Below are 19,284 nucleotides of genomic sequence, written 5' to 3' on the forward strand. Positions count from 1 at the left end.
CCTCCTTTTTCGTCCGTCTCATAAAATTTCGTAGGCGGCTTTGAGCCGCGCCGTCTCTTCGCCGTCCTCGCCGCGGATGAAGAGCGGCGGCTCAACGGCGAGGCCGCGGCTACCCGAGCGCATCGCCTCGACGAGCGTCACGGAGGCGCGCTCGCCGGGCTTCGGGTGGACGCAGAGCATTATCTTCGGCGGCGTCTTATATTTGTCGAGCAGCGCGAAAAGTTCTCCCGTCCTGTCCGCGCGCATCACGAGGTCGAGCCTGCCCCGGTTTTTCAGAAGATAGTGCGCCGCTTTGATTATATCCTCGAGCGTGCAGCATGAGCCGTGGAGCGCCGCAGCGCGCCCGTCGCTCGGGCTGCGGCGGCTGCTCTGCGCTTCGTCGTAGGGCGGGTTCACCACTATTCTGTCGAAGCTCTGCGCCGGAGCGATTTTTTTGTATTCGCGCACGTCGGCTGCGACAAATTCGGCTTTCAGGCCGTTGCTCTCCGCGTTGGCGCGCGCGAGCTCGACGAGGTCCGGGCGTATGTCTACGCCGGTCACGTCGAAGCCGCGCTGCTGGGGCAGCGTTCCGCGCTTCGCGAGTATCAGCGAAATCGCGCCGTGCGCGCAGCCGATTTCCAGAATTCTCTCGCCCGCCTTGGGACGCGCGAAGTGCGCGAGAAGTATCGTATCGACGTTGACGCGCAGGCCGCTTTTTTCGTCGGGCTGGACGAGGCGCAGCGCGCCGTTCACAAGGCTGTGCGCTTCCATTACGACCAATCCTCCAGCCGCACGCCGACGACCTGCGAGAGCCCTTTTTCCTGAAGCGTCACGCCGTAGAGCACGTCGGCGCGCTCCATCGTCGCGCGGCGGTGCGTCATGACGAGTATCTGCTTGTTGTTTCGCGCGTATTCTTTCGTGAGTTCGCTGAAGCGGCGCAGGTTCGCCTCGTCGAGCGCCGCGTCCACTTCGTCGAGGACGGCGAGCGGCGAGCCCGCGACCTCCATCGTAGCAAAGAGCAGCGAAATCGAGATGAGCGTGCATTCGCCGCCCGAATACTGGCTCAGTATCTGCGTGTGCTTGCCTGGGAAGCGCGCCTCTATGTCGACGCCGCAGTTCCATATCGTCTCGCCCTCGGTCATCGTGAGGTGCGCCTCGCCGCCGCCCAGCAGCTTGCTGAATATGTCGCAGAAGCGGCCGTCGACGCGCACGAGCGCCTCGGTGAACTGCCTGTGCGCCATCGCGTCGGCATCGGTGATGAGCCGCTCTATCTCGCTCATGCTCGAACGCACGTCGTCGAGCTGCTCGCCGAGGAAGGCGAGCCTGTCTTTAAGATTCTGGTCCTCAGACAAAACGCCCATGTCGACGTTTCCGAAGGATTTTATTTTGCGGTCGCTCTCGCGGATACGGCGGCGCAGCTCTTCCGCCGTCACGTCCTGCGGCAGGTTTTCCGGCCCCTGGTACGGGTACTGCTCCTCCCACGTGGAAATCAGCTCGGCGAGCTCGCGTTCGGATTCGTTTTTCTTCGACTGCGCGAGAGTGAATTTTTCCGATTCGCCGCGCATTCTTTCGTCGGCTGCGTTCCGGCGCGCGGCGACGAAGGCTTTGAGCTTTTCAAGCTTCGCGTAGAGCTCGCCGCGCTCCTCCATGCCCGCAAGCAGCTCCTTGCGGCGGTTGTGTATTTCGAGGCAGCTGCCGCCGACGCGCGCGAGGTTCGCACGCTCGCGCACGCAGCTTTGGTCGAGCGATGATATTTCTTCTTCGAGGCGGCGCAGCTTGCCTTCGGCGGACTTGACCTCGCCGCGCACGCGCTCCATCAGCGCGAAGCCGGACGACAGAGCGCCCTCCGCTACGGAGAGCCGCGCACGGCAGCTTTCGCGTTCTTCTATGAGCTTGTGGTCGTCCTCGACGTCGGAGGCGGCGTCGCGCTTTTCTTCAAGCTCGTCCTGCGCGGCAAGCAGCGCGGCCCAGTTCTGTCCCTCGGCTTTAATCGCATCGAGGATGCGTCCGCGTTCGCCCGCAGCGCGGCGCTGTTCCTTCGCGAGCGCCTCTTTCTGGTCCTCTATTACGGCTATCTTTCCGTTAATTTCGCGTATTTTGCGCGTGTACAGCTCTTTCTGCTCGGAGACGGACATTTCCCTGTCTTCGGCGGATTTGAATTTTTTCGACAGCTCTTCCGCTGCCGCGGCGGCCTTCGCGTATTCCTCTTCGAGCTTTGCAACCTGCGCCTTCATTTCAAGCACGCGCCCGCTCTTCTGGCTGCGTCCGCCGCTGACTGTGCCGCCGGGCTGAAACACGTCGCCCTCCGCCGTCACTATCGGGCCGCGGAAGCCCTCGCGCACGAGCGCCTTGCCGACATCGTAGGATTCGACTATGAGCAGGTCGCCCATGACGTGCTCTATCGCGGGCCGCCAGTGTTCCTCGACCTTTATCAAGTCCATCGCCCAGCCTATCACGCCGCGCGGCGGCAGGCGGTAGGCCTTGTTCGGATAGCGCGGGCGCGCGCGTTCGAGCGGAAGGAACGAAGCGACGCCCGCGGCATTCTGTTTGAGCCTGTTGATGCAGCGGCCGGCCTCTTCCATGTCTTCGACGAGCAGCAGGAACTGCCGCCCGCCGAGGTAGGCTTCAAGCGCCGCGGCGAGCGAGGCCGGAGCCGTGAAGGCGTCGACGACGGCGCGCGGGTCTGCGTCGAGCCGCTTCAGCTTCGCGGCGGATAGCAGGTGCTTGACCGCCGCCGGGTACAATCCCGCCTGAAGCGCGTCCGAGGCGTCGTTGAGCTTTGAGCGCAGCTGCCCCGCCTCGCGCTTCGCGCGCTGGAGCTCTGCGGCGAGCGTCTGGCAGAGCGCGTAGAGCTCGGAATGCTCCTTGACGAGAGCCGACTGTTCGCCGCTCAGCTTCTCGCGTTCGGCTTCGAGCAGCTTCGCCTGAAAGTCCAGCTCCTTGCGCCCGTCGGGGGCCTGCTCTTTTTTATTGCGCAGTTCGAGAAGGTCGCGGCCGAGGAAGCCGAGCTTCGCGCGGCTTTTTTGCAGCTCCGCGTCGAGGCGCGCCTTCTCTTTGTTCCACTCCTCGCGCTCGCGGCGCGTCTTCTCCATGCGCTCGTTGTAGGCGTCCCATTTTTTGCCGACGGCCTCGACGGCGCGGCGGGCCTTTTCGACCTCTTCGCGCGCCTTTTTGTTGCCGTCTATCGATTTTTTCTGTTCTTCGAGAAGCTCGGAGTAATGTTCCTTTGATGATTCGTATTCCTCGCGGGCCTCCGCGAGGCGCGCCTTCGCGCCGCGCAGGTTAGCCGCGGAGGCGTAGCCCGATTTTATCAGCGCGTCGAAGCGCGCGCGGCTCTGTTCGAGCTCGTACTTCTGCTGGCTGTGTTCGCGCGAGGCCTGCGAAAGCTTGTCCTCGGCGCGCGCTCCGGCGCTCTTCCAGAAGCGCGCCCAGAAGACGGAGCCTTCACGCTGCGACAGCGCCGCTTCAAGCTCCGCCGCGATGCGCGCGATAGTCTCCTCGCATCCGGCGCGCCGCAGCCAGTAGAGCCCGCGGCGGTCGCCGTCCATCGCGTCGAGTATCGCGCGCATCTGCGCCGCGCGCTCGACCTCGGGCGCAATCTCCGCGCGCCGCGCCGAGAGCTCGCCCATGAGGTTGCGCAGCTGGTCGTAGTCGCCGCGCACCGTCTCTAGCCTGTTCTGCGCGTCCATGCGCTTTTTCCTGTAAATGTCTATTCCGAAGAGCGTCTCAAGCCTCATGCGACGCTCGGATGGGCTCTGCTTGAGCACCTCCTGCACCTCGCCCTGTCCGATGAAGGCGAAGCGGTCGCCCTCGAGCTTCCAGCTTCGCTTTACCTCGTCGAGCTCGGTCAGAGTCTTGCGCTCGTTGTCGACGAAGAGGCTCGTCGTCCCGTCCGGCGCTGTGACGCGGCGCTTAATCGTGCAGATTTTGTCGCCCTCGCGCAGCCGCAGCGAGACCTCGGCCTCCTTCGCCGCCTCGCGGCTCTGCGAGCCGAGGAACAGCAGGCCGCTCTGCCGGTTCACGCGCAGCCGCGACGCCGTGCTGTCGCCGAGCGACCAGCGCAGCGCGTCGAGCAGGTTGCTCTTGCCGCTGCCGTTCGGCCCGACAATCGCCGTGAAGCCCGGGGAGAGTATAAGTTCGTGCGTGCCGCCGAAGCTTTTGAAGCCTTTAAGCTGAAGGCGATCTATATACAACGTTCCGTCCCTCTCTCTTCTGAAGCACGCTTATGCGGTGCTCCACCTGCGAGAGCGGCCCCTGACAGTCGAGGCGGTATTTGCTCCACGCCGTCTCGGGACATGCGCGGATGAATATTTTCCTTTCAAACTCCTCTTCCCATGCGGGAAGGAACGTGTCGCGGATGTACTCCGCGACCGCGGGATAGCACTCGACGAGCAGGGCTTCGGACTTCGACGACGCCGTTATCTTGCGTATGAAGCGCTTAATGTGCATCGCGACGCCCTCCTCCTTCTGCACCGCACCGAGGCCGCCGCAGAAGGGGCAGCCGCGCATCAGCGCCGCGCGGACGTCGGTGCGCGCGCGCTTGCGCGTTATCTCGACGAGGCCGAGCCCCGTCACGCCGTAGACGCGCGCCTTGCAGCGGTCGTTTTTGAAAAGCTCCTGAAGCTGCTGAATCAGCGCCTTGTTGTCGCTCTCGTTCTCCATGTCTATGAAGTCAACGACGACTATGCCGCCGAGCGCGCGCAGGCGGAGCTGGCGCGCTATCTCTACCGCGGCTTCGAGGTTCGTCTTGAGCACCGTGTCGTTGAGGTTCTTCGAGCCGATGAACTTGCCGGTGTTCACGTCGATGACGGTGAGCGCCTCGGTCTGGTCGATGACGAGATATGCGCCCGAGTTGAGCCAGACCTTGCGGTCCTGAAGCTCCTCTATCTGGTTCTCGAGGCCGTAGAGCTCGAAGAGCGGCGTCCGCGCCGTGCAGACGTTGACCTCGGGGACGTTCTCATGGAAGAATTTCTTTACGACCGCTTCGATATTCTCGCGCTCGTCCTCGCTGTCGATGACTATTTCGTCCACTTCGTCCGTCAGCTCGTCGCGCAGCACGCGCTCCAGCAGGCCGATGTCCTTGTGTATGAGGCACGGCGCGCTGTTCTGCTTCATCCTGTGCTCAATCTCGCCCCACTGGGCGACGAGGTTCTCGACGTCGCCGCGAAGGCTTTCGATGTCGCAGTTCTCGGCGACGGTCCTGATGATTATGCCGAAGCCCTTGGGCCGTATCTCCTTCGCGACGGAGCGCAGGCGCGCGCGCTCTTCGTCGCTTGCGATGCGCTTCGAGACGCCGGTCTCGTGCCCGCCGGGAATCAGCACCATGTAACGCCCCGCTAACGATATGCGCGGCGATACGCGCGCGCCCTTGCCCTTGCGCGCGTTCTTGACGACCTGCACGAGCATATCCATGCCCGGGCGCACCTCTTTGCCCTTGACGTCGTCGAGGTAGAGGAAGCCGTTGCGCCCGTCGCCGAGGTTGAGGAACGCCGAGTTCATGCCCGGCAGCACGCTGTCGACGCGCGCCTTGTATATCTCGCCCGTGCGCTGGTGCTCGAGCATACGCTCTATGAAGAAGTCGCAGAGCTTTCCCCTTTCGTCCGTTATCGCAATCCTCGTCTCCTCGGGGTCGATGAGGTTCGCGATTATTTTTTTCGACCATCCGGCCATGATGCAAAAACCTCCTAAACGAGCGGGACGACGGAACGTTTTTCTTCGTCCCATCCGCCGACGGCGAGCCGCTCCATGCGCAGGCCGCCCCAGCCGGAGCAGAGCCCGGCCGCCGCGAGCGCCTTGACGAAGAGCCCAGCGCCGCAGTGCTCGAGGTCGCGCACCGCGAGAAGCACGGAGCCGTCCTCGACGCGGCAGTCAAGAAGCGCGTTTATGCGCCCGGCCTCCTCCGCCAGCGCCGCGGCCTCTTTTTCGCCGAAGGGAGCCGAGGCGCCGCGCACGCGGTAAAGCGCCGCCTCCGCAAGCTTCGCGAGGCTCACGCCGTCGACTTCCGCCCATTTCAATATTTTCAACCCGCCGGGCAGTGCTTCGCTCCACCTGCGGGCAGCTTCCGAATTCCACTGCTCGAACCAGAAATCCGCGGGCTCGGCGAGCCCCTCGACGCCTATCGCAAGCGGCGGCGCGAGGCTTATCCTCGGGTGAGGCGAGAAGCCCTGCGTAAATTCCTGGACGAGGCCGGCGCGCCGCGCCGCGCGCGAAAACACCACGGGCAGGTCCATGTGGTTGACGAAGACGAAGAGCCCGCGCTTCTCGAATAAAATCCTAATCCTGCTCACGCGCGCACCTCCCGACGTTCGCGAGCCCCTGCCAGCCGCAGCCGTTGCAGCCGAGGCGGCAGTCGCGCGTTGTCTCAGCGGCGAGCGCCTTCGCGCGCTCGCGCATGAGATATTCCTTCGATACTCCGCAGTCTATGTGGTCCCACGGCAGCTTCGCGTCGAGGCATCTCGCCCCCGTGTATGCCGCCGCGTCTATTTCAAGGTCGTTGAAAACTTTTTCCCAGCGCTCGAAGTCGAAGAACTCGCTCCACCCGTCGAAGCGCGCGCCGCGGCGCCACGCCTCCTCTATCGCGTCCGCGAGACGCGCGTCGCCGCGCGCGAAGACGCCTTCGAGGAAGGTCTGCTCCGGCTCATGGTAGGCGAGCGTCACCTTTCTGTTGCGCAGGCTGCTTTTGAGCCAGCGGCCGCGCTCGCGCAGCTCCTCGCGCGAAAGCTGCGCTTCCCACTGGAAGGGCGTGTGTCCCTTCGGCACGAAGCCCGCGACCGAGGCGCTCACGTCGCCGCGCTTTTTATGGCGCTTCGCTGCTGCGACGGCGCGATTGCAGATTTCATGTATTCCGGCCAAATCCTCCTGCGTCTCCGTAGGCAGTCCCATCATGAAGTAGAGCTTCACGCGGTCCCATCCGTGCTCGAAGGTCGCCTCGAAGGCCGCGTCTATCGCCTCGTCTGTGACGCCCTTGTTTATCACGTCGCGCAGCCGCTGCGTCCCAGCCTCGGGCGCGAAGGTCAGGCCGCCCTTGCGCATCGTCTCAAGCCCAGCGGCGAGGCCGACCGAGAAGGCGTCGACGCGCAGGCTCGGCAGCGAAAGCTTTATCTGGTTGTCCGCCAGCATCGGCGCGAAGCGCTCGAACGACTCCGTGATTCCGCTCCAGTCGCAGGTCGCGAGCGAGAGCAGGCCGACCTCCTCCCAGCCGGTCTTGTCGAGCAGCGTCTTGACCTGTTCGCAGACCGAGGCCGCGGAGCGCTCGCGCACAGGGCGGTCTATCATGCCGGCCTGGCAGAAGCGGCAGCCGCGCGTGCAGCCCTTGAAGACCTGCACCGCGACGCGGTCGTGGACGATGCCGGTGTTCGGCACTATCATCGAGGTGTGGTAGAAATTCTCGTCGAGGTTCTCGATTATCCTGCGGCGCACGGGCTTGCCGTCAAAGCACTGAGGCACGTAGACGCCTTCGATTTTCGCAAGCGCCGCGAGCTTGTCCGCGCGCTTTGCGCCCTTCGTACCGCGCAGAGCTTCGAGCACGTCGGGTATAAGCGCCTCGCCGTCGCCGACGAGGAAGGCGTCGACGAATGGCGCGAGCGGCTCCGGCGTCAGAGCGCCGGGCCCACCCGCGAGTATCAGCGGGCAGTCCTCGCCACGCCGCTCCGAACGGAACGGAATCCCCGCGAGGTCTAGTATCGTCAGTATGTTCGTGTAAGAGAGCTCGTATTGAAGCGTGAAGCCGACCGCGTCGAAATCGCGCAGGCCGCGCTTGCTTTCGAGCGCCCATATAGGCGTGCCGGTCTCGCGCATCGCGCGCTCCATGTCGGGCCACGGCGCGTAGACGCGCTCGGCGTCGGCGTACGGTATCGACTTCGTAAGAGCGTACAAAATCTGGAAGCCGAGGTAGCTCATGCCGACCTCGTAGAGGTCCGGGAAGGCGTAGCAGATACGCACCTCCGCGTCCTCCTTGACGGGGCCGCTTCCCCACTCCCCGCCGATGTAGCGCGACGGGCGCTTGACCGCCGAGAGCAGCTCGCGCAGCCTGGCCTCGTCTGTTATTCCCTGCATATAAAATTTCCCCCTAAAGCTAAAAACCTTTTATTCCGCCTCAGAAGCGTTCGCGCCGCGCCGCTATGTGCGCGCTCTGCACGAGGCCGAGCGCGATGCATATGACGAGCAGCGAGCTGCCGCCGTAGCTGAAGAGCGGCAGAGGCAGCCCCGTCACGGGCGCGAGCCCCATGCTCATCGCGACGCTCTCGAAAATCTGGAACCATAGCCACGCTGCGATTGCGACGCACATCAGCTTCGCGCGCACGTCCTTCGTGTACTGCGATACCGCGAGCACGCGCAGCAGCAGCACGCCGAAGAGAAAGAGCACCACGACGCAGCCGGCGAAGCCGAACTCCTCCGAGAATACGCTGAATATAAAATCCGTATGCGGCTCCGGCAGGAAGTGAAGCTTTCCCTGCGTGCCGTGCATAAACCCCTTTCCGAAAAGGCCGCCAGAGCCGACCGCTATGCGCGACTGTATGACGTTGTAGCCCGCGCCCTGCGGGTCCACGGTCGGGTCGATGAATACGAGCAGCCTCATGCGCTGATAGGGCTTCAACACCATCCATCCGAGCGGCAGCATCGCGAGCCCCGCCGCGGCCATGCCCGCGAGCACCTTGACCGGCGTCCCCGCCGCAATCAGCACCGCGGCGAGCATTACGGCGTAGACGAGCGTGCTTCCGAGGTCCGGCTGGAGCATGACGAGCGCCATTATCGAGCCCGCGGCCGCGAGCGCCGCCGCGAGCCCCTTGACCGTGTAGGGCGGCAGCGCGGTGCAGAGCTTCGCCATCACGAGCGCGAAGACGACCTTGCCGAGCTCCGACGGCTGGAAACGGAAGAAGCCTAGGTTGAACCAGCTCTGCGCGCCCTTGGCCGTGTGCCCGATTATCAGCAGCAGCGCGAGCATCGCGAGCATCGCGCCGAACATCGGCCACGCGAACCGCATAGCGTTGCGGTAGTCGAGCTTGACTACGGCGAGGTAGGCGCACGCCCCGAGCGCGCCCCAGACGCACTGGCGCACGACGAAGCCGGAGACCGCGTCGCCCGATGCGAACGACGCGCTCGCGCTGTATATCGCGGCGAGGCCGCAGCAGAAAAGCACGAGCGTGACGAGAACCATTGCCCAGTCCGTGTAGGCGCGGACGTCGGCCCAGCTCGTATGGAACTTCTCGGCCATTTACGAAAAAGCGGAGGACGCTAAAGCTGCCGCCGCTACGCCTCCTTCTTCCTTCCCCGCACGGGGCGCTGCATATTCTTGAGCGGTATGCTCGCGAGCAGCGCGACGGAATGATCCTCGCGGTTGAGGTCGAGCTCTATCCCGCTCTCGTCTATCTCTAAATATTTCTTAATCGTGTTGATCAGGTCGGCGCGCAGCGCGGTCAGCACTTCCGGCGAAATGTCGTTCCTGTCGTGTATGAGCACGAGCTGGAGCCGTTCCTTCGCCACAGCGCCGCTTTTCTGCCCGCCGAAGAGCTTGGAGATGCCGTCGAAGAGTCCCATGACGGACTACCCCTTCGAGAACATGCGGCGAAGCGATGCGAAGAAGCCGCCCTCTTCCTTGAAGAGATCCATGAAGGGCACCTCCGCTCCGCAGAGCCGCTTCGCGATATTTTTATAGGCCTGCCCCGCCTTTGAGCCGCTGCCGAGCGTCAGAGGCTCGCCGCGGTTCGACGAGACGACTATCGATTCGTCGTCCGGAATCACGCCGACGAGGTCGACCGCCAATATGTCGAGCACGTCCTGCACGCCGAGCATCTCTCCGCGCTTCACCATGTCGGGGCGGATGCGGTTGATGATGAGCTGTATCGGAGCCTTCTCCATCGATTCGAGAAGGCCGATTATCCTGTCGGCGTCGCGTACCGCGGAGACCTCGGGCGTCGTCACGACGAGCGCCTCGTCCGCGCCCGCCGCGGCGTTGCGGAAGCCCGCCTCGATGCCCGCGGGGCTGTCTATGAGTATGAAGTCGAAGTCGGGGCGCAGCTGCGCGCAGAGCTCTTCCATCTGCTCCGCGGAGACGGCGTCCTTCGTCTTCGACTGTGCTGTCGGTATCATGTAGAGGTTGTCGAGGCGCTTGTCGCGAATCAGCGCCTGATTGAGGCGGCAGTTCCCCTCGATGACGTCGATGAGCGTGTAGACTATTCTGTTCTCAAGGCCCATTATCACGTCGAGGTTGCGGAGTCCGACGTCGCCGTCGACGGCGACGACCTTGTACCCGTCCGATGCGAGGGCGGCGGCGAGGTTCGCGGTCGTCGTCGTCTTGCCGACGCCGCCTTTGCCGGAGGTGATGACTATCGTCCTGCAGTCCAAAACAGTGTCCTCCTTTACAGCGCAGGCCACGGAATGACCTGCACCTCGTTTTCTGAAATTTTTATAAAAACAGACTTGCCCCAGAAGATGGAGCTCTTGTCTATTATTCCGACCTTCGTGCCGATGCGTATCTGCCCCGTCTCGAGCGAGCGCGCGACGATCGTCTTGCCGTCGTCCCCGCCGCATCCGGCGTGGACCAATCCGTTGAGGCGGCCTATCACGGTCACGTTGCCCGAGGCGCTTATCTCGGCCCCCTGGTTGACGTTGCCTATCACTATCACGTCGCCGTCGTGCGCTATCTTCTGCCCGCCGCGCACCGTTCCCGCGTGGACGAAGGTTTCGGACGCCGCGCGCTGCGCGGGGGCCGCCGCTTCGCGCTTCGAGTAGAGCCTGTCGGTCTCGGCGGTGCGGAAGCCCATGCGGTCGAGCCATACGCGCGAACGCTCGTCGGCGACTATCCATTCCTTGACGAAACAGCCGCTCGGCTCGATGAAGCTCTTCCATATCTTCGAGAGCAGCGACGGCGAAAAGACGCGCGTCTGCAAATCTATGACGATTTCGCTCCCCTCGAAAAGATGGCTGCCCATAGACAGAAGCTTGGCGAAGCCGTCTATCATCTGGCGTTCGCTCATGTCCGCCGGAATGACGCACTTCAGCGCCCCGGCCTGTCTGCCTTTCAACTGTATCATCTGCCAGCACCTCTGTTCACGTTCTGCGGCTTCGGAGCAGCCTTCTGCTCCGTCTTCTGCGGCTCGGCGTATTTTTCGCCGTTTATCAAAAAGCTCAGCATCTTGCCGACCATCGGCCCCGTCAGCGAAGAGCCGGCCTTTCCGGCCTCGGCTATCGCAACGACCGCGTAGCGCGGATTGTCGACGGGCGCGTAGCCCGCGAACCACGCGTGGTCGTCGCCCTGCGAGTTCTGCGCCGTTCCCGTCTTTCCGGCGACCCTGACGCCGAACGAGCTCGCTATCCGTCCCGTGCCGCTTTTCGTAACCTCTTCGACGCCCTGCTTTATCACGCGCAGCACGGCGGGGTCGACGCCGAGCGGCTCGCTCTCCACCGAAGCGGCGGTGTTGAGCCTCGGCTTCAACAGTTTACCACCATTCGCGAGCGCTGCGTAGACCCGCACCACCTGCAGCGGCGTCATGAGCACGTAGCCCTGCCCGATGGAGTTGTTGACCGTGTCGCCGCCGTACCAGCTTTCCTTGATGCGGCGCTTCTTCCACTCCGGGCCGGGCAGCGTCCCCGACGCTTCGCCCGAGAGGTCGATGCCGGTCTTGCGCCCGACGCCGAACTTCTCCTCCGTCTCCATGAGCTTGCGCACGCCCATCTTGGAGGCGAGCTCGTAGAAGTAGACGTCGCACGAATCGCGCAGCGCGTCCGTGACGTTCTCCTTGCCGTGGCCGCTGCGCTTCCAGCAGCGGAAGCGCCGGTTGCCGAGCTCGAACCAGCCGGGGCAGTTGATCTTCGTGTTCCTGTTAGCGATTTTGTTTTCGAGTATCGCGGTGCCGGTGATGACCTTGAAGGTCGAGGCCGGAGGGTACGCGCCCGATATCGCGCGGTTCATCATCGGCCGCTCGACGTGGTCGGTCAGCGCGGCCCATTCTTTGTTCGATATTCCCCAGGTCAGCGGGTTCGGGTCGTAGGAGGGCGAAGAATAAAGGCATCTTATAGAGCCGTCGTGAACGTCAATCGCGATGAGCGCGCCGCGGAACTTCCCCATCAGCTCCGCCGCGTAGCGCTGCGCCGTAAGGTCTATCGTCAGCGTCATGTCGCCGCCCTTCTGCGTCTTCACGTAGCTGATGTTGCGCAGCCTGCGCCCGCGCGAATCGACCTCGATGACCTCTTCGCCCGCAGCGCCGCGCAGTATGTCCTCGTACTCGCGCTCGATGCCGTTCTTGCCTATCATGTCGCCGCCGCGGTAGAGCTCCCTGTCGCGCGTTTCGAGCTCCTCTTTCGTAATTTCCGCGACGTAGCCGACGACGTGCGCCGCGTACTGCGCGGCGGGGTACGTGCGCTTCCAGACCGGCGTTATGAAGAGCGCCTTCTTGAAGTCGCGGTCCATAATCATCTCCGCGACCTGCGCGAAGGTCAGGTTCGTCGCGACGGTTATCGCGCGGTAGGGCGCGGAATATTGCTTGTCGACGAGCTCGCGCAGACGCGCCTCGTCCATCGGGATGCCGCTGCGCGTCAGCAGCGCGGCGGTCGCCTTGACGTTCTCGTCTTTCTGTAAATCCACGGGATAGCCGCTGAGGTTGAAGGTGCGCACGTTGACGGCGAGCGGCGCGCCGTTTATGTCGAGTATGCTGCCGCGCGGCGCTGAGATGCGCAGTATGCGGAGGCGGTTGCGCGAGGCGAGCTTTACATATTCGTCGCCCTGCGCTATCTGGAAGAAGAAGAGCCCGGCGGTGAGCAGCAGCAACGAAACGACGACGACGCCCTGAAAGACGCGCGTGCGCCGCATTATGTCGAAGCCGGAATAACGCCCGCTAACCATGGTCGGAATATACTTTCCAGAAGAGCCACGAGAAGACGGCTATGACCGGCACGGCCGTCAGCTGCTGCACGGCGAGCTGGCGGACGGCGGAGCCGCTCGGCATCGTCCAGAAAAAGAAGTGAATCACGGAATAAAGCAGATGCGTGAGGACGGCGAAGACGGTGAAGGTTCCCGCCGTGCGCCCCTGCGCCGGGGTCTTGTACCACAGGAAGCATATAAGGCCGAGGACGCCGCCGCCGATCGCGGCCGAGAGCCCCGGGAGGTTGGTCCAGCGCAGGTCCCAGAGCAGGCCGCCCACGAACGCGGCCCAGACGAGCTTCGTCTGCCGTTCGCCCGATACGCCGGGAAGAAGCGCCATGAAGAGCGCCGTCATAAGAAAAACGTCTGGCACAATGCAGATGCCCATGAGCAGAAGCTGCGCGAAATCCTGCAAAAGCCAGACGACGAAGAGCAGCGTCATTTCGCCTTCGCCCCCTTGCCTGTGAATACCTCGACGTTATAGAGCTGCGTCAGATGCGCGCCCGCGCTGAGCTTCATCTCCGTGTAGCCCTCTTTGTTCTTGTCGACGCCGATTATCGTGCCGATGGGCAGCCCCGGCGGGATGAGGTCGTTCATCAGCGAGGTCGATACGGTCATGCCGCGGCTGAGCCTGCGCTCCTCGGGGATATAGAGCAGGTTGAGCCGTCCCGCGCCGTCGCCGTTCACGACTCCGAGGTCGCGCGTCTGGTCCACGACGGCGGCGAGAAGGAACGACGACGAGGTTACGAGCTCGACCCACGCGTAATTTTCGCCCGCGCGCACGACGCGGCCGACGAAGTAGCCCTCCGAGGTGACGGCGGCGTTTTCGGCCACGCCGTCGCGCGTGCCCTTGTCGATGCGGAACTCCTGCCACCAGTCCTGCGGATAGCGCAGCGTCACGACGGCGCGGACGTAGGACTCGCGCGGAGCCGCCGGCACGGCTCCGGCGCGCTGGAGCGCCTCGGCAAGCGCCTGGCGTTCGAGCTCGAGCCGCTCGACGCGTTCGTTGAGCGTCGCGCGCTCGAGCACCCAGTTGCCGCTGAGCTTCACGATGTTGCGTATATAGAGCGCCGGCTTTTCGGGGTAGGCGAGCGCCGTGTTCACGCACTCGACCGCGGCGTATTTAAGCGAGGGGGCGGAGAGCATGACGAGCAGCACGGCTGCTCCCGCGACGACGGAGATGACGCCGCCGAACCACGGGCGCGCCTCCCTTCCTATAAAGCGCATTCCGCTTTCCTACGCGCCCGGCTTGTTGTCGAGAGTTATGGAAACCTCGCTCGGCTTCCGCGGCGTTTCGAGTATCTTGCCGAGGCCGAGGGCCACGGAATAGAGCGGCTGCTCCGCGATGTGTATCGGCACGTTCAGCGCGTCCGCGAAGCGGATGTTGAGGCCGCGAAGGTTCGCAGTGCCGCCCGAGAGCACGATGCCCTGGTCGACGATGTCGCGCACCAGCTCCGGCGGCGTGCGTTCGAGCGTCGTGCGTATCGTGTCCTCTATCTGCACGATGATGGGCTCTATCGCGTCGCGCACCTCTTCGGAGCTTATCGTGACGACCTTCGGCAGTCCGTCGACGAGGTCGCGCCCCTTGACGTCCATGCGAAGCTCCTGCTCGAGCGGGATGACGGAGCCTATCGCTATCTTTATCTCCTCCGCCGTGCTTTCGCCGATGGCGAGCGTGTAGTTCTGGCGCAGCAGCGAGACTATCGCCTCGTCTATCGCCTCGCCCGCGACGCGCAGTGATTGGTTGATGACTATTCCACCGAGCGACATGACGGCGACCTCGCATGTGCCGCCGCCCATGTTGACGACCATGTTGCCCTGCGCCTCGTTGATGGGCAGGCCGATGCCGACCGCGGCCGCAAGCGGCTCTTCGACGACGAAGGCCTCCTTCGCACCCGCCGCGAGCGTTACCTCGACGACGGCGCGCTTTTCGACCTCGGTCACGCTCGCGGGCACGCAGACCGCAACGCGCGGATGCGAGAATACACCACCGGAGGCTCCGGCGCGCGCCATGTAGTGGCGTATCATGTGGCGCGTCATCTCAAAGTCCGCTATGACGCCGTGCGAGAGCGGGCGCAGCGTGCTGATGCCGACCGGCGTGCGGCCTATCATCTTCTTCGCCGCCGCACCGAAGGCTATGATTTCCTTCTGTCCCTTGCGGTTGAGGTTGCGCACCGCTATGACCGAGGGCTCGTCTATCGTGACGCCCTTCGACTTCACGTAGATGACCGTGTTCACAGTGCCGATGTCTATCCCTATTTCGTGGTTGAATATGTTCGGTTTGAACTTAAACAAAAAAAGCTCCCCGCTTTCCGTTCTTTTCGTTAATACCTGCGCGGCGGCGCTTCGTCCTCCGCTCCGCCGACCGGGAAGAGTTCCCCGCCGGCCGCTATGTAATGGCGCTTAAGCTTTATGCCGAGCACGCCGAGCGCCTTTTTGACGTGCTCCGTGAGCCGTTCGTCGTCGCGGCTCGCGAAGCGCGAGCCGTCAGGATGGTTGTGTATGAGCACTACTCCGTAGGCTCCCGCGCGGACCGCACGGCGGAAGAATACCGGAAGGTCGAGATAGGCCCCCGTCATGCCTCCGTATGAGAGCTCAGCCTCGTCTATGAGGCCGTCGCGCGCGTCAAGGAAGAGCGCGTATATCGTCTCGCGGTCGGAATATTTCGTCTCGAGCGCGATCGAGAGCAGGCGGCTCTTCCATTCCTTTTTCTCGCCGGCGCTCACGACCGCTATTCTTTTGCCGAGCTCTATCGAAGCCGCGAGCGAGGCGGCCTTCGCCGCCTTCAGCCCCTTTTCCTGCATGAGCTCCGCCACCGACGCGCGGGCGAGCCCTTCGACGCCGCCCATACGCGAGAGCAGGCCGTGCGAGAGCGCCATAACGTCCTCGCCCTGTCTGCCGGTGCGCAGAATCACGGCGAGCAGCTCCGCCGTCGACAGGCTCTCCGGCCCGAGGCGCAGCAGCTTCTCACGCGGGCGCTCGTCCTCATGCAGGCTCGCGAAGTCCATCGCGAAGCTTTCCGCTTATCTGGGCCAGAACGGGTTGTGAGCCCTTTCGGCTCCTATCGTCGTCTCCGGCCCGTGGCCCGGGAGGACGCGCATGCAGTCGGGAAGGTTCTCGAACTTTTTCAGAGATTCGAGAAGCACCTCCTCGTCGCCGCCGGGCAGGTCGCTGCGGCCCACCGAGCGCGCGAAGAGCGTGTCGCCCGAAAGCATTATTTTTTCCTCGCCGTCGCTGACTATCACGGATATGCCGCCCGGCGTATGGCCAGGCGTGTGGATGACGTCGAGCGTCATTTTGCCGACCGTCAGCTTGTCGCCGTCGTGCAGCAGCCTGTCCGCCTTATGCACGGAGACGAGCTCGCCCATCATCGTCGAAAGATTCCGCGACGGGTCTTCGAGACAGCCCGCGTCATCCTCGTGTATCGCGACGCCGTGCGCCGCTATGCCGCGCAGCTCCTCGACGCCAGCGATGTGGTCATTGTGGCCGTGCGTCAGCAGCACCATGTCGAGCTTGATGTGGTGCATATTGATGAAGTCTATGACCTCCTGCGCGGGACCGCCCGGGTCGACGGCGAAGCCGTTGTCCTCGTCGTCCCAGATAAGGTAGCAGTTCGTCCACAGCATCCCGAGCGGGAATCTCTTAATGTGCATAATAACCTTCACTCCTTGGTGTCTATCATAAGGGTCACGGGGCCGTCGTTCTGGATGTCCACGGCCATGTAGGCCTGGAACGTCCCGTGCGCGGTCCGCACGCCCTCTTTTTCTATAGCCGATATGAATTTCTCGTACATTTCGTTCGCGAACGCCGGAGGCGCGGCCTTCGCCCACGATGGGCGGCGTCCCTTCCGGCAGTCGCCGCAGAGCGTGAACTGCGAAATCACGAGTATCTCGCCGCCCACGTCCTTCACGGAAAGATTCATCTTTCCCTCGCCGTCGTCGAAGATGCGCAGATTCACGACCTTCTCCGCGAGCCAGTCTATATCCTTCTGCGAGTCCTCCGGCACGACGCCGAGCAGGACGGTTATGCCTTTTCCGATCTTGCCTACCGTTTCGCCGCCGACCGAGACCGACGACGACGTCACGCGCTGAAGCAGCGCCTTCATAAAACTACCCCCTGGTCACGTCGAGTATCCCCGACTGGTTGTTCAGCTTCGCCATTATGCGGTACAGGTGCTCCAGATCCTTCACCTGCACGTCGGCGACGACGCGCGTGCGCGTATTGTTCACAAGGCTCGACCTGACGTTCGAGACGAGGCCGTCCATCACCGTAATCGTCTGGACGATGTCGGCGAGCAGCGACGGCTTGTCCGTCCCCTCTATCTTGAGCCGCGCCGTGTAGCGCGTGTTCTTCGGCACACCCCACGAGACGGCGACGTGCTTCGCCGGGTCGCTTTTTTCGATGTTGACGCAGTCTTTTCTATGGACGGAGATGCCGTGGCTCTGCGTCACGACGCCCGTTATCGCGTCGCCGGGTATCGGGCGGCAGCACTGCGCGAGCGTGACGAGCACGCCCTGCGTGCCGTCGACGACGATTTCCGAGTCGGCCTCCTTGCGCTGCTGCGGCGGCTGCGCCGCGGGCTGCGGTTCGGCGACCGGGGTCTTCGGCGTCTCCGGCGTGATGCGGCCCAAGATGCTCGACGGCGAGTGGTTTCCGCTGCCGACGGCTATAACTAGCTCGTCGAGGCTCGCGTAGCCGAGCTCGCGCGCGATATGGGCGAGCTGCGGCGATATCGGCTCAAGCGGGTTCTCCACGCCCGGGTTCCTGCGCGACGCCTCTTTCTCAAGAAGCTCGCGCCCGCGGCGGGATTTTTCCTCGCGCTCCTGACGCTCCTGCTGGCGGAACCACGACTTGATTTTCGCGCGCGTTCTGCTGGATTTCGCAATCTTGAGCCAGTCGCGCGAGGGCTTGCCCTGCGGCGATGTCAGTATGCGGACGATGTCGCCGTTCTGAAGCTCCTGGTCCATCGGCGCGATGCGCCCGTTTATCATCGTGCCCACGCATTTGTGTCCAATCTCCGTGTGTATCGCGTAGGCGAAATCTATCGAGGTCGATCCGTTCGGCACAGAGACAACCTTGCCCTTTGGCGTGAAGACGAAAACGTCGCTCGAAAGCACGTCCGTCTTGAGGTTGTCCATGAACTGCGCGCCGGCCGGCGCTTCGTCGCTGTCGCGCCCCTCCGCCGAGGTTTCGAGCGCCTTGCGTATCCACGTGAGCCCCTTGTCGAGGTTGTCGACCTTCTGCCCGCCCTCCTTGTAGTTCCAGTGGGCGGCGATTCCGTACTCGGCGAGGAAGTGCATCTCCTTCGTCCTTATCTGCACCTCGAGCGGGTCCCCGTTCGGGCCGACGACGGTGGTGTGCAGCGACTGGTACATGTTGCTCTTCGGGTTCGCTATGTAGTCGTCGAAGAGCCCCGGTATCGGCTTCCATATCGTGTGGACAAGGCCGAGCACCTGATAGCACTCGCCGACGGTCTTGACTATGACGCGTAGCGCGAGAAGGTCGTAGAGCTGCTCCAGCGAAAGGTTCTTGCGGCGCATCTTTTCGTAGATGCTATAGAAATGCTTCGGGCGTCCCTTTATCGAGGCCTCGATGCCCTCCTCCCGCAGCTTGTTCGAGAGGATGTCCATCGCCTCTTTTATTATCATCTCGCGCTCGGGCAGCTTTTTGCGCACGCGGCGCTTGATGTCATAGTACATCTCCGGGTCGAGTATTCTGAAGGAAAGGTCTTCGAGCTCGCGCTTGACCTGATATATTCCGAGACGGTGCGCGAGCGGCGCGTATATTTCGAGCGTCTCGCGCGCTATCGAAAGCTGCTTCTCGCGGCGGTGCGACGATATCGTGCGCATGTTGTGGAGACGGTCGGCGAGCTTGATGAGCACGACGCGGATGTCCTTCGCCATTACGACGAACATCTTGCGAAGGTTCTCCGCCTGGTATTCCTCGACCGACTTGAACTGTAATTTTCCGAGCTTGGTGACGCCGTCGACGAGCGTCACGACGTCCTCGCCGAAGCGCTCTTTCAGCTGTTCGCCGGTGAAGCTCGTGTCTTCGAGCACGTCGTGGAGCAGAGCCGCGATTATCGTCTCGCGGTCCATCTCCATGCCCGCGAGTATCGAGGCTACGCTGACTGTGTGGATTATGTACGGCTCGCCGGTGTAGCGGCGCTGGCTGCCGTGCGCCTCGGAGGAGAAGACGAAGGTCTCGCCGACCGCCTTCATGTCCTCCTTAGGCATATAGAGCGAGGCCTTGCTCCACAGGTCCTGCCACGCGAGGCGGAGCGACGTGACGCGCTGGTCCTCAGGTATGCGCCCCCAGTAGCCTTCCATAAGGGCGCGGTTTTCCTTTTCGCCGATGGAAAATCCTCTGGTGCCGCCTATTTCGGAAAGATGAGCCGACCTGACGTTGACGGCGCCGCTTTTCTTTTCTTCGCTCACTGCCGACCG

17 protein-coding genes are annotated in these 19,284 nt (G+C 63.3%); all 17 read right to left on the reverse strand.

The genetic code is table 11. From position 1 onward, the window contains the following. Nucleotides 1–18 precede the first annotated feature (18 nt). The 17 genes from ABGT66_RS09045 to ABGT66_RS09125 are packed head-to-tail and all read right to left on the reverse strand — an operon-like array spanning nt 19 to nt 19,275. Nucleotides 19–750: a methyltransferase domain-containing protein gene (locus ABGT66_RS09045; protein ID WP_346690276.1), complete on the reverse strand. Its 732-nt coding sequence runs from the start codon at nt 748–750 to the stop codon at nt 19–21. Beyond that, a complete protein-coding gene (smc, locus tag ABGT66_RS09050; RefSeq protein WP_346690278.1) occupies nt 750–4,172 on the reverse strand; it encodes a chromosome segregation protein SMC in 3,423 nt (1,140 codons plus the stop codon). Before smc ends, ABGT66_RS09045 begins: the two co-directional genes overlap by 1 nt. Beyond that, nucleotides 4,147–5,649 carry an Rne/Rng family ribonuclease gene (locus ABGT66_RS09055; RefSeq protein ID WP_303149774.1) on the reverse strand — a complete coding sequence of 501 codons (1,503 nt, stop codon included), beginning with the start codon at nt 5,647–5,649 and terminating at the stop codon, nt 4,147–4,149. Before ABGT66_RS09055 ends, smc begins: the two co-directional genes overlap by 26 nt. A 14-nt stretch (nt 5,650–5,663) precedes the next feature. Beyond that, nucleotides 5,664–6,266 (reverse strand): TIGR03936 family radical SAM-associated protein, encoded by a 603-nt coding sequence (locus ABGT66_RS09060; protein ID WP_346690281.1) that lies wholly within the window; start codon nt 6,264–6,266, stop codon nt 5,664–5,666. After that, the gene (locus ABGT66_RS09065) at nt 6,253–8,034 is read right to left on the reverse strand and encodes a TIGR03960 family B12-binding radical SAM protein (RefSeq protein WP_346690283.1); all 1,782 of its coding nucleotides are present in this window, start codon (nt 8,032–8,034) and stop codon (nt 6,253–6,255) included. Before ABGT66_RS09065 ends, ABGT66_RS09060 begins: the two co-directional genes overlap by 14 nt. A 40-nt stretch (nt 8,035–8,074) precedes the next feature. Next, a complete protein-coding gene (gene rodA / locus ABGT66_RS09070) occupies nt 8,075–9,193 on the reverse strand; it encodes a rod shape-determining protein RodA (RefSeq protein WP_346690284.1) in 1,119 nt (372 codons plus the stop codon). A gap of 35 nt (nt 9,194–9,228) precedes the next feature. Further along, nucleotides 9,229–9,516, reverse strand: coding sequence for a cell division topological specificity factor MinE (gene minE / locus ABGT66_RS09075; protein ID WP_294193596.1), 288 nt, complete (start codon nt 9,514–9,516; stop codon nt 9,229–9,231). A gap of 6 nt (nt 9,517–9,522) precedes the next feature. Then, complete coding sequence (gene minD, locus ABGT66_RS09080; RefSeq protein ID WP_300264275.1) at nt 9,523–10,323, reverse strand: septum site-determining protein MinD; 801 nt, start codon at nt 10,321–10,323, stop codon at nt 9,523–9,525. A 14-nt stretch (nt 10,324–10,337) separates the two neighbouring features. After that, nucleotides 10,338–11,012, reverse strand: coding sequence for a septum site-determining protein MinC (minC, locus tag ABGT66_RS09085; protein ID WP_346690286.1), 675 nt, complete (start codon nt 11,010–11,012; stop codon nt 10,338–10,340). Beyond that, nucleotides 11,009–12,820, reverse strand: a complete 1,812-nt coding sequence (gene mrdA / locus ABGT66_RS09090; RefSeq protein WP_346690287.1) for a penicillin-binding protein 2 — start codon at nt 12,818–12,820, stop codon at nt 11,009–11,011. Before mrdA ends, minC begins: the two co-directional genes overlap by 4 nt. Then, nucleotides 12,813–13,280, reverse strand: a complete 468-nt coding sequence (locus ABGT66_RS09095; protein ID WP_303149790.1) for a hypothetical protein — start codon at nt 13,278–13,280, stop codon at nt 12,813–12,815. The genes mrdA and ABGT66_RS09095 overlap by 8 nt, the downstream gene beginning before the upstream one ends. Next, nucleotides 13,277–14,065 (reverse strand): rod shape-determining protein MreC, encoded by a 789-nt coding sequence (mreC, locus tag ABGT66_RS09100; protein ID WP_294195317.1) that lies wholly within the window; start codon nt 14,063–14,065, stop codon nt 13,277–13,279. The genes ABGT66_RS09095 and mreC overlap by 4 nt, the downstream gene beginning before the upstream one ends. A gap of 9 nt (nt 14,066–14,074) precedes the next feature. Beyond that, entirely contained in the window at nt 14,075–15,133 is a 1,059-nt protein-coding gene (locus tag ABGT66_RS09105) for a rod shape-determining protein (RefSeq protein WP_300264269.1), read from the reverse strand. A gap of 29 nt (nt 15,134–15,162) precedes the next feature. Then, nucleotides 15,163–15,846, reverse strand: a complete 684-nt coding sequence (gene radC / locus ABGT66_RS09110; RefSeq protein ID WP_346690290.1) for a DNA repair protein RadC — start codon at nt 15,844–15,846, stop codon at nt 15,163–15,165. Between the two features lie 15 nt (nt 15,847–15,861). After that, nucleotides 15,862–16,491: an MBL fold metallo-hydrolase gene (locus ABGT66_RS09115; RefSeq protein WP_303149798.1), complete on the reverse strand. Its 630-nt coding sequence runs from the start codon at nt 16,489–16,491 to the stop codon at nt 15,862–15,864. An 8-nt stretch (nt 16,492–16,499) separates the two neighbouring features. After that, entirely contained in the window at nt 16,500–16,943 is a 444-nt protein-coding gene (dtd, locus tag ABGT66_RS09120) for a D-aminoacyl-tRNA deacylase (RefSeq protein WP_346690292.1), read from the reverse strand. 4 nt (nt 16,944–16,947) lie between these two features. Then, nucleotides 16,948–19,275, reverse strand: a complete 2,328-nt coding sequence (locus ABGT66_RS09125; RefSeq protein WP_300264261.1) for a bifunctional (p)ppGpp synthetase/guanosine-3',5'-bis(diphosphate) 3'-pyrophosphohydrolase — start codon at nt 19,273–19,275, stop codon at nt 16,948–16,950. Nucleotides 19,276–19,284 lie beyond the last annotated feature (9 nt).

It is taken from the genome of uncultured Cloacibacillus sp., from assembly GCF_963926575.1.
In the GTDB taxonomy this organism is placed as follows: domain Bacteria; phylum Synergistota; class Synergistia; order Synergistales; family Synergistaceae; genus Caccocola; species Caccocola faecigallinarum.